General features: G+C 73.1%; 10 protein-coding genes. 9 read left to right on the top strand and 1 reads right to left on the bottom strand.

Annotation, left to right across the window (positions count from 1 at the left end; translation table 11 throughout):
* Positions 1 to 146: 146 nt before the first annotated feature.
* The 7 genes from ACWDX7_RS26300 to ACWDX7_RS26270 all read left to right on the top strand — a co-directional run bounded on the left by ACWDX7_RS26300 (position 147) and on the right by ACWDX7_RS26270 (position 7,372).
* Positions 147 to 308: an SCO1431 family membrane protein gene (locus tag ACWDX7_RS26300; protein WP_451492713.1), complete on the top strand. Its 162-nt coding sequence runs from the start codon at positions 147 to 149 to the stop codon at positions 306 to 308.
* A 143-nt stretch (positions 309 to 451) separates the two neighbouring features.
* The gene (locus ACWDX7_RS26295; protein ID WP_451492714.1) at positions 452 to 1,282 is read left to right on the top strand and encodes a TetR/AcrR family transcriptional regulator; all 831 of its coding nucleotides are present in this window, start codon (positions 452 to 454) and stop codon (positions 1,280 to 1,282) included.
* A 148-nt stretch (positions 1,283 to 1,430) separates the two neighbouring features.
* Positions 1,431 to 2,603, top strand: a complete 1,173-nt coding sequence (locus ACWDX7_RS26290; protein ID WP_451492715.1) for an acyl-CoA dehydrogenase family protein — start codon at positions 1,431 to 1,433, stop codon at positions 2,601 to 2,603.
* A gap of 870 nt (positions 2,604 to 3,473) precedes the next feature.
* On the top strand, positions 3,474 to 4,073 hold the full coding sequence (locus ACWDX7_RS26285) for an isochorismatase family protein (protein WP_451492716.1): 600 nt from the start codon (positions 3,474 to 3,476) through the stop codon (positions 4,071 to 4,073).
* A 10-nt stretch (positions 4,074 to 4,083) separates the two neighbouring features.
* Positions 4,084 to 5,004, top strand: coding sequence for a GlxA family transcriptional regulator (locus ACWDX7_RS26280; protein WP_451492717.1), 921 nt, complete (start codon positions 4,084 to 4,086; stop codon positions 5,002 to 5,004).
* Between the two features lie 84 nt (positions 5,005 to 5,088).
* On the top strand, positions 5,089 to 6,222 hold the full coding sequence (locus ACWDX7_RS26275; protein ID WP_451492718.1) for a hypothetical protein: 1,134 nt from the start codon (positions 5,089 to 5,091) through the stop codon (positions 6,220 to 6,222).
* Between the two features lie 58 nt (positions 6,223 to 6,280).
* Positions 6,281 to 7,372: a phosphotransferase family protein gene (locus ACWDX7_RS26270; protein ID WP_451492719.1), complete on the top strand. Its 1,092-nt coding sequence runs from the start codon at positions 6,281 to 6,283 to the stop codon at positions 7,370 to 7,372.
* Positions 7,373 to 7,390: 18 nt separating this feature from the next.
* Here ACWDX7_RS26270 and ACWDX7_RS26265 read toward each other — a convergent pair whose 3' ends face one another.
* The gene (locus ACWDX7_RS26265) at positions 7,391 to 7,837 is read right to left on the bottom strand and encodes a hypothetical protein (RefSeq protein WP_451492720.1); all 447 of its coding nucleotides are present in this window, start codon (positions 7,835 to 7,837) and stop codon (positions 7,391 to 7,393) included.
* A gap of 217 nt (positions 7,838 to 8,054) precedes the next feature.
* On the opposite strand from ACWDX7_RS26265, the gene ACWDX7_RS26260 reads away from it, so the two are divergent.
* Entirely contained in the window at positions 8,055 to 8,495 is a 441-nt protein-coding gene (locus tag ACWDX7_RS26260) for an Lrp/AsnC family transcriptional regulator (protein ID WP_355411813.1), read from the top strand.
* Positions 8,496 to 8,567: 72 nt separating this feature from the next.
* Positions 8,568 to 10,193 (top strand): amidohydrolase, encoded by a 1,626-nt coding sequence (locus ACWDX7_RS26255; protein ID WP_451492721.1) that lies wholly within the window; start codon positions 8,568 to 8,570, stop codon positions 10,191 to 10,193.
* Positions 10,194 to 10,198 lie beyond the last annotated feature (5 nt).

Below are 10,198 nucleotides of genomic sequence, written 5' to 3'. Positions count from 1 at the left end.
GGTGCGGTGCCGGCGCACTGACACACCAGTCCTTCATCCTCTACTACCGCGGCGCGCAGCACGGTCGGGGCCCGGCGGCGTGACGTCCGCCACGACTGCCGCTCGTCTCTACCGCGAAGGCCGCGAACGCTGGCACATTGGACATCATGACTGCCGCCGCCGCCACCGATGCCACCCTGACCGCCCGCGCCCGTGACCTCGTCCGCACGGGTGGCCCGGACGAGGACTCCTCCTGGCTGGAGCACGTGCTCGGCTGGACGCTCGTGGTGGTCGTCGCCATGTTCGTCACCCAGGTCGGCTGGCTCTAGGTCCTGTCGTCCCACCCGGACCGGCCCTCCGTCGGCCGAGGTCCGGAAGATCTCCGTCGATCGCCCGGCGCCGCTGCCAGCACGGCGCACTGGTCTGCCATACTGCGGAAAATCTTCGTGGCAGTGCGAGGCTAGGGCTGGTTTTGAATCATAGCCAACCGCGTGGAGCGACCGGGCGTTCACAGGTCCGTCGAGCCGAACTCATAGCCATCGGCCGCAAGTTGTTCGCCGATACCTCGTACGACGCCCTCTCCGTGGATGACATCGCCAAGCACGCCGGCGTCGCCAAAGGGCTGATCTACTACTACTTCCAGAGCAAGCGCGGTTACTACCTCGCCATCGTCGAGAACTCCGTGGCCGAACTGGTCGCGCGCGCCGGCGGGGAGACCGACCTCCCGGCGGCCGAGCGCGTCCGGCGCACCGTCGACGGCTACCTCCACTACGCCGAGCACCACCACGCCGCCTACCGGACCATCGTCACCGGTGGCGTCGGCTTCGACGCGGAGGTGCTGGCCATCCGCGACGCCGTGCGCGAGGAACTGGTCGCGACGATCGCCGAGGGCGCGTACGGGCGCCGCGCCGTCCCGGCGATCGCCCGCCTCGCTCTCGTGGGCTGGCTCTCTGCGGTCGAGGGCATCACCCTGGAGTGGATCGGCGGCCTCGCCGGCGCGGACAGGGCCGGAAGCGGAAGTGGAAGCGGAACCGGAAGCGCGGCCGGGGGCGGGAAAGCGGATGCCGCCCCGGACGCAGTCCCGGATGCGGCCACGGACCCGGCGGCGGTGGCGGCCACGGACCCGGTGGCGGGCGCGGGCGCGCGGCTCGACCGGGCCGAAATCGGCGCCCTCCTGGTGCGCCAGCTGCGCGCGACCCTCACGGTCATCGAGGAGTTCGCCCCGGAGTGTCCCGCTCCGCCCGCTGCCGATGAAGCCCCCCTCAAGCGGAACGATCTTGCACCGGTGACGGGACGCGCCTGATCGGGCATACTCAACCCGCCGCAGCCGCTGAACAGCCCCTTCCGTGATCCGGGAGGGGCAGCATCGGCTGTAAGAGCACCGAGACCCGGCGGCGCGCCCCACACCTCGCGCGTCGCCGCCGTGCCCGACGAGGGAGGAGAGCGCCGCCATGAACGACCGCGCCCCGCAGCCGGTGGACCGTCAGCTGCCCACCGAGGAGTCCCGGGACCTCCTCGCACTCGTACGAGAGATCGCCCAGCGGGAGATCCGCCCCCGGGCCGCCGAGGAGGAGGACTCCGGGCGCTTCCCGCGCGAGGTCTTCACCCTTCTTTCGGAGGCCGGCCTGCTCGGCCTCCCCTACGACGGCGATTTCGGCGGCGGCGAGCAGCCGTACGAGGTCTACCTCCAGGTCCTGGAGGAGCTGGCCGCGGCCCGCCTGACCGTCGGGCTCGGCGTCAGCGTGCACTCCCTGTCCTGCCACGGCCTCGCCGGGTACGGCACCAAGGAGCAGCAGAGCGCCCACCTGCCCGCGATGCTCGGCGGCGGCCTCCTCGGCGCCTACTGCCTCTCCGAGCCGGCCTCCGGGTCCGACGCCGCCTCCCTGACCACCAAGGCGGTGCGCGACGGCGACGACTGGATCATCACCGGCACCAAGGCCTGGATCACCCACGGCGGCGTCGCCGACTTCTACACCGTCCTGGCGCGCACCGGCGGCGAGGGAGCCAAGGGCATCACGGCCTTCCTGGTCCCCGGGGACGCGCCCGGCCTGACGGCGGCCGCGCCCGAGAAGAAAATGGGCATGAAGGGCTCGCCCACCGCCCAGCTGCACTTCGACGGCGTACGGGTGCCCGACGAGCGGCGCATCGGCCAGGAAGGCCAGGGCTTCACCATCGCCCTGGCCGCGCTGGACGCCGGCCGCCTGGGCATCGCCGCCTGCGCCATCGGCGTCGCCCAGGCGGCGCTGGACGAGGCACTGGCGTACGCACTGGACCGCAAGCAGTTCGGGCACCCGATCGCGGACTTCCAGGGGCTGCGCTTCATGCTGGCCGACATGGCCACCAAGATCGAGGCAGGTCGGGCGCTGTACCTGGCGGCGGCGCGGCTGCGGGACGCCGGCAAGCCCTTCTCCCGGCAGGCGGCGATGGCCAAGCTGTTCTGCACGGACGCGGCGATGGCCGTCACCACGGACGCGGTCCAGGTCCTCGGCGGCTACGGCTACACCGCGGACTTCCCGGTCGAGCGGCTGATGCGCGAGGCGAAGGTCCTCCAGATCGTGGAGGGCACGAACCAGATCCAGCGCATGGTGATCGCCCGCCACCTCGCGGGGCCCGAAAGCCGCTAGGCCCTGTCCCGGCGATCTCCGCGGGCCCGCGCTGCCTGGCACGGCGCCTCCCTGCGTTGTCGGAGCGCGCGAGTACGGCCGAGTACGAGCTGCGCCCCTCCGCCTTGCGATGCACCGCACCAGACGACGCGGGCCTGATCCACGAAGACCGCCAGGACAGGACCGAGGTGTACTGACCCGCAGGGTTGGTGACGCGGCCGGGGCGCGTGTCCGCACCGCGGCTCCGGCACCGGAGGACCTGCCCCGGGGCGTCCGGTGTGCGGGGTCGCAGGGCTGGGCGTCCCGTCTCGTACCCGGCGCGGCTTCCGTCCGGGGGCGGGGCGGGGCGGCTCGCGCTCTGGGTCAGTTCCCGAAGAGCGGACCGTTCGGCCAGATCGGGGACGAGCTGATCCGGGACCACTCCGGGTCCCGCCGGCCCGGCAGGGTGCGTTCTTCCTCGGTCCAGCGGGCGATCAGTGCGCTGTAGATCGGGGGGTCGGGGTGGCGGTGCTGAAGGGGCTGTCCAGGGGACTGCCGGAGGGGCTGCTGAACCGATTCTTCGTAACCGGCCGGCGTCGGCCGCCGCCGACGGCCCGTCGTCGGCGTGGAAGTCTCAACCGTGGTCATGCAGGGGCAACGCGGCACGCGAGCCCCGGGTAACCGCCTCCCCGTCCCGGCTATCCGTTCGACGCCTCCCCGGGGGGGCGGGGGTGGGGGCTCGGGCGAAATCGGTTGGTGGCGAGCGGGGTCGCTGCCCTTCGTGCACTCACTTTCCCCGTGCGCCCGGCGATCTCGCACACAACCGCCTGACCTGCTGATGACCGGTTCGGTCCGCTGCCGGACCCGATGCGGCCTGTCGCCGACCCACCCGCGCGGGACAGGATTGCGGACATGAACCGAGCACTGATCGTCATTGATGTCCAGGAGTCCTTCCGCGCCCGTCCCCTGTGGGAGACCACCTCCGACCTGAAGATCGCCGACCAGGTGAACCGCCTGGTCCGGCTCTCCCGCGAGGCGGGGGACCTGGTGGTGTGGGTACTGCACTCCGAGCCCGGCACCGGTGACGTCTTCGACCCGGCCCTCGGCCATGTCCGGCTGATGGAGGAGCTGGAGCGAGCGGATGGGGAGCCGCTGATCCACAAGACCTCGCACAACGCCTTCACCACCACCAACCTGCACCAACTCCTCACCGCGCGCGGTATCCGCGAGCTCACCGTCTGCGGCATCCGCACCGAGCAGTGCGTGGAGACGACCACCCGCGTCGCCAGCGACCTCGGCTACCCGGTCACCCTCGTCATCGACGCGACCGCGACCAATCCCATCCCCCACCGCGACGCTCCCGCCGACCAGAGCGTCGCCGATCTACTGGCCGACCCCCGTACGCTGCCTGCCGAAGAGGTCATCAGGCGCACCGAGTACGCCCTCGCCGGACGCTTCGCCACCATCGCGACGATCGACCAGCTGGAGGCCGCGGCCGGACTTCGTGCATGATGACCGAATCGTGAGCCACATCGTCTTCTTCCTGGTGCCCGGAGTCCATTTGCTGGACGTGGCCGGCCCCGCGCAGGTCTTCTCCACGGCCGCCGACTTCGGGCACCCGTACACGCTCGACTACATCGCCGAGCAGCCGCAGGTCTCCACCGCCCAGGGGCTGCCGCTGGTGGCCGGGCTCGACTGGCCCCAGCTCGGGCCGGAGGATCTGATCGTCGTGCCCGGCTGGCGGACGGGCACCGTGGAGGGAGGCCCCGCCATCGGCACCGCCTCCCTCCAGGTCCTCCGGGACCACCACGCCGGGGGCGGGACGGTGGCCAGTGTCTGCGCCGGAGCCGAGGCGCTCGGCCGGGCCGGCCTGCTCGACGGCCGCCACTGCACCACCCACCACGCCGCGCAGGAAGAGCTGGCCCTGCGCCACCCCAGGGCGGTGGTCGTTCGCGACGTCCTGTTCACCGCGGATGACCGGGTGATCACCTCCGCCGGTATCGCCAGCGGGATCGACCTGGCCCTGCACCTGGTCGCAACCCGGCACGGCCCGGCCGTCGCCGCCCAAGTGGCCCGGGAGATGGTCGTCTACGCCCGCCGCAACGGCCATGAACCGCAGTCCAGCGCGATGCTCCGGCACCGGTCCCACCTCGACGACACCGTGCACCGCGCCCAGGACCTCATCGACGCCCGCTTCGACCAGCCACTTCCCCTGCCCACCCTGGCGGCGGCCGTCGGCGTGAGCGAACGGACCCTCACCCGCCTCTTCAGCCGAGCCACCGGGCTGACCCCACTGCGCTACCAGCAGACCCTCCGCCTCGAACGCGCCCAGCACTTCATCAGCCACGGCGCGACGATCGACGCCGCCGCCCGCTCCGTCGGTTTCGAGGACCCGCGCATGCTGCGCCGCCTCCGCGCCCGGACGGCCGACTGCGTGAGGTAACCGAGCGTCCCGGGTCTGGTCGGCCACACGGTATCTGACGTACCGTCAACTACCTGAGCCGCCCGCCCGCCCCGGAGGTCCGCCATGCCCGCCGACCGGCCCGTCGCCCTCGACGAATACCCGATCCATCAGGCACCGTTGTCGATGAAGCACGTCGTCAGCGGCGACCGCAACGCCTACGACCGCTGCATCTTCCACGTCTTCGACCACGCCGGCCGGGCCCTCCTCGTCCTCGGCCTCGGCGTCTATCCCAATGCCGGGGTCATCGACGCCTACGCCACCCTCCGCATCGGCGACGAGCTGCTCGCGGTCCGGGCCTCCGACGCCCTCACCGACGACCGCATGGACCTCTCCGTGGGACCTCTTCGGCTCACCGTCGACGTTCCGCTGAAGCGGATGACCCTGCGCTGCGCCGCCGACCCGGCGGACCCGCGGGGGCTCTCGTACGAGATCACCTGGACCGCCGCCTTTCCCGCCCTCTGGGAGCCCCACCACGTCCAGCGGCGCGGCGACCGCCTGATGCTGGAAGGCCGCCGCTTCGTCCAGGCGGGCCAGGTCACCGGCGTCATCCGGGCCAGGGGCGAGGAGTTCGCCCTCGCGCCGGGGGAGTGGACCGGTACGCGCGACCGCAGCTGGGGGGTGCGGCCGATCCCCGGCGAGGACGGCGGGCGGGCCGGCGAGGAGCACCGCCCCGAGGGCTTTCACTGGCTCTGGATCCCCGTCCGCTTCGAGGACCGGTTCGTCATGGTCATCGCCCAGGAGGACGCCGACGGCCACCGCACCCTCAGCGAAGCCGTGCAGGTCTTCGCCGAGGACAGCGGCCGCCACGACGTGCAACTCGGCTGGCCGCACACCGAGATCCACTACCGCCCCGGCAGCCGCCACCCGGAGAGCGCCGTCGTCCACCTCACCGACCCGGCCCGCAAGCCCCTCGGCATGGGCGTGGAGATCCTGGCCTCCTCCTCGCTCGCCGTCGGAGCCGGGTACCCGCCCGCGGCCGACTGGCAGCACGGCACCTGGCAGGGCCGTGGCTGGACCGACCGCCGCGTCTACGACCTCTCCGACCCCGCCGCCCACCCGGCGGCCGCCGTCGGGGTCACCGATCACTCCGCCCGCTTCACCCTCGACGGGCAGGTCGGCCACGGCATCTTCGAACACGGCAGCTTCGGCCGCCACGACCCGAGCGGCTTCGCCGACTACTCCTCCGTGGCCCAGTAGGGACCGTCGCCCAGTAGGAACCGGTCCCCGTAGAGACAGCCAGAGAAGGGGCTCAGCCATGGCAGCCGCTCCACGTCCCCGCACCTCCACCCGCGAGCCCGAGGAGCTCGGCCGGCGCCTCGCCGCCTGGCTCGACGCACGGCTCCCCGGCGCGCGGGTCACCGGCGTCCGCGTCCCCGGATCGAACGGGATGTCCAGCGAGACCCTGCTCTTCGACATCGAGCACCCCGAGACCCCGCTGCGCTCCTGCGCGTTGCGCCTCGCCGCCGACCCGGAGGCCTACACCGTCTTTCCGGCGTACGACATGCCGCGCCAGCACCGTGTGATGAGCCTGGTCGCCGAGCACACCGACCTGCCCGTCCCGCGCGTGCTGTGGCTGGAGGAGGACCCGGCCCCGCTCGGAGCGCCGTTCTTCGTGATGGCCCGCGCCGAGGGGCGGGTTCCGCCCGATGTCATGCCCTACACCTACGAGGGCAACTGGCTGCACGCCGCGACCGACGCCGAGCGCGCGGCGCTCCAGGAGCAGACCATCGCGCTCCTCGCGCGCCTGCACGACCAGTTCCCCGCCCAGGAAGCCGAGTTCCTCCTGCCCGAAGGCGAGGGCAGCCCGCTGCGCCGCCATGTGGAAGGCCAACGCGCCTACTATGAATGGGTGGTGGCCGGGCTCGCTCCGTCACCGCTCATCGAGGACGCCTTCGCCCGGCTGGAGGAGCTGTGGCCCGCCGAGGAGGGCGAGGCGGTCCTCAACTGGGGCGACGCCCGCATCGGCAATGTGATCTACGACGGCTTCACCCCGGCGGCCGTCCTGGACTGGGAGATGGCCGCGTACGCCCCGCGCGAGGTCGACCTCGGCTGGACCGTCTACCTCCACCGCTTCTTCCAGGACCTCACCGTCGGCTTCGGCCAGCCCGGCCTGCCGGACTTCCTGCGCCGCGAGGACCTGGAGCGCCGGTACGCCGAACTCACCGGGCACACCCCGCCGGACATGGAGTTCCACACCCTCTACGCCGCCCTTCGGCACGGGATCGTGATGCTGCGCATCGCCTACCGGCAGGCGTACTTCGGAGAGGTCGAGATCCCGGCCGATCCGGACCGGCTGATCCTGCACCACGCGGCTCTGGCGGCCATGATGCGGGGCACGTACTGGTAGACCCGTACGGCGAGGGCGTCAGGCGGCCTGCGCGTGCTGGCGCATCTGCGGCAGGGCCGGGCTCACCACGCGGACGGGACGCGAGCCCGGACCGCCGACGTGCGAGAAGGGCTGCGTCCGCCAGTCCAGGCCCTGGGGCAGGGTCAGGTGGACGACGGGCTCCAGCTCCCGGCTCCCCGCCGGCTCGATGACACCGGCGCTGGGCAGCGCGTCGGCGGCGGGCCGGCCGGTGCCCGCGCACACCGTCAGCCCGAAGGGGTTCCACGGGGTCAGGCAGAGCGCGTGCTGCGGCAGGTACTCCTCACCGGCGACCAGGGCGATCGCCTGCCCGCAGTCGGGGCAGATCCCGTGGTGGATCTCGAAACCCTCGGCGTCCTCGGGGTAATCGAGGTATTCGCCGTCCTCGGAATCGAGTGGTTCCAGGGGCTCCGGTTCGGTGCGACCGGCGCGCTTGGTGTTCAGCATGGATGTACTCCCCCTTGGGTGGGCCGGGCGGGCAGTTTCCACAGCCTCGGCCACATCAAGCACTTCCCGTCGCGCGGCGCGCGTAACCACAACCGACGCGCGCACGCGCGCGCAGGGCTGTGGCCTTGGTCACATGCCTGGTGCAGATGCCTCCAGTGGGCGGACAGCACTGGGCCTGGAGCGCCCTTGGGCCTTAGGTTGAGCGGCTATGAGCGCAATGGAGGAGCTGGACCGCCAGATCGTGGATCTGCTCGTGCGGGACGGGCGGATGAGCTACACGGACCTGGGCAAGGCCACCGGACTGTCCACGTCGGCGGTCCATCAGCGAGTACGCCGGCTGGAGCAGCGCGGGGTGATCCGCGGCTATGCGGCCGTCGTCGATCCCGAGGCCGTCGGGCTGCCGCTGACGGCCTTCATCTCGGTCAAACCCTTCGACCCGAGCGCTCCGGACGACATCGCCGACCGGCTGGCGGGCGTACCCGAGATCGAGGCCTGCCACAGCGTCGCGGGCGACGAGAACTACATCCTCAAGGTCCGCGTCGGGACCCCGCTGGAACTGGAAGACCTCCTCGGCCGCCTGCGCGCCCTCGCGCACGTCTCGACCCGCACGACGGTGGTCCTCTCCACCCCGTACGAGGCCCGCCCGCCCCGCGTGTGAACCCTCCGGCACCTTCCTGAGGGGCCCGCCCCCGGTCGAAGCCGGGCCCGCGCACCCGCGAGACTGGTTGCCATGACTGACCGCACCGCCGACGCCGCCACGCCCCCGCCGCCCCACCGGACGGTCCTCCTGCGCGGGGGCGAGGTCCACAGCCCCGCCGACCCCTTCGCCACCGCCATGGTGGTCGAGCGCGGCCACATCGCATGGGTCGGCTCCGAAGGCGCGGCCGACGCCTTCGCCCAGGGCGTGGACGAGACCGTCGACCTCGGCGGGGCGCTCGTCACCCCCGCCTTCACCGACGCCCACGTCCACACCACCTCCGCCGGCCTCGCCCTCACCGGCCTGGACCTCTCCGGCGCCCGCTCCCTGCCCGCCGCGCTGGAGCTCGTACGGGCGTACGCCGCGAGCCGCCCCGCCGACCGGGTGCTCCTCGGGCACGGCTGGGACGCCGCCCGCTGGCCCGAGCGGCGCGCCCCGCGGCGCGAGGAGCTCGACCGGGCCGCCGGCGGCCGCCCCCTCTACCTCAGCCGCATCGACGTGCACTCGGCCGTGGTCACCACCGCCCTGCTCGACCTCGTACCCGGGGTGGCCGTCCGGGGTGACGAGCCGCTCACCCGCGACGCCCACCACGCCGTCCGCGCCGCGGCCCTCGCCGCCGTCACCCCCGCCCAGCGGACCGAAGCCCAGCGGGCCGCCCTCGACCGGGCCGCCTCCCTCGGTATCGGCTCCGTGCACGAGTGCGGCGGCCCGGGCATCTCCTCCGCCGAGGACTTCACCGCCCTGCTCACGCTGGCCGCCGAGCGCCCCGGGCCGCGCGTCTTCGGGTACTGGGCCGACCGCGACCTCGACCAGGCCAGAGCGCTCGGGGCCGTCGGCGCGGCCGGAGACCTCTTCGTCGACGGCGCCCTCGGCTCCCACACCGCCTGCCTGCACGACCCGTACGCCGACGCCTCCCACACCGGCAGCGGCTATCTCGACGCGTACGCCGTCGCCGAGCACGTGGCCGCCTGCACCGAGGCGGGCCTCCAGGCCGGTTTCCACGCCATCGGGGACGCCGCGATCACCGCGGTCGTGGAGGGCGTCCGCGCGGCCGCCGAGAAGGTCGGCGCGGCCCGGGTCCGCGCCGCCCGGCACCGCGTCGAGCACGCCGAGATGATGACCCCCGAGACCATCGCCGCCTTCGCGGAGTTCGGCCTGACCGCTTCCGTGCAGCCCGCCTTCGACGCCGCCTGGGGCGGTGAGGACGGCATGTACGCCGACCGGCTCGGCGCCGAGCGCGCCCGTACGCTCAACCCGTACGCGGCCATGCTCAAGGCCGGAGTCCCGCTGGCCTTCGGCTCCGACGCGCCGGTCACCCCGCTCGACCCCTGGGGCGCCGTCCGCGCGGCCGCCTTCCACCGCACCCCCGCCCACCGCATCTCGGTGCGGGCCGCCTTCACCGCCCATACCCGGGGCGGCTGGCGGGCGCTGGGCCGCGACGACGCGGGCGTGCTCGTCCCCGGTGCCCCGGCCGACTACGCCGTCTGGGAGACCTCGGAACTGGTCGTCCATGCCCCCGACGACCGGGTCGCCCGCTGGTCCACCGACCCGCGCTCCGGGACCCCGGGCCTGCCCGACCTCAGCCCCGGCGCCGGCCTGCCGGTGTGCCTGGCGACCGTCGTCGGCGGGCGGGAGGTATTCGTACGGCCACAGGGGTGATCCGG

The organism is Streptomyces sp. NPDC003034 (assembly GCF_053591375.1).
This window is presented reverse-complemented; position numbering and strand designations above follow the sequence as displayed.

Bases quoted from the DNA above. Each gene is read 5' to 3' on its own strand.
- ACWDX7_RS26300 (WP_451492713.1), top strand. From the start codon at position 147: ATGACTGCCGCCGCCGCCACCGATGCCACCCTGACCGCCCGCGCCCGT.
- ACWDX7_RS26290 (WP_451492715.1), top strand. From the start codon at position 1,431: ATGAACGACCGCGCCCCGCAGCCGGTGGACCGTCAGCTGCCCACCGAG.
- ACWDX7_RS26285 (WP_451492716.1), top strand. From the start codon at position 3,474: ATGAACCGAGCACTGATCGTCATTGATGTCCAGGAGTCCTTCCGCGCC.
- ACWDX7_RS26275 (WP_451492718.1), top strand. From the start codon at position 5,089: ATGCCCGCCGACCGGCCCGTCGCCCTCGACGAATACCCGATCCATCAG.
- ACWDX7_RS26270 (WP_451492719.1), top strand. From the start codon at position 6,281: ATGGCAGCCGCTCCACGTCCCCGCACCTCCACCCGCGAGCCCGAGGAG.
- ACWDX7_RS26265 (WP_451492720.1), bottom strand. From the start codon at position 7,837: ATGCTGAACACCAAGCGCGCCGGTCGCACCGAACCGGAGCCCCTGGAA.
- ACWDX7_RS26260 (WP_355411813.1), top strand. From the start codon at position 8,055: ATGGAGGAGCTGGACCGCCAGATCGTGGATCTGCTCGTGCGGGACGGG.
- ACWDX7_RS26255 (WP_451492721.1), top strand. From the start codon at position 8,568: ATGACTGACCGCACCGCCGACGCCGCCACGCCCCCGCCGCCCCACCGG.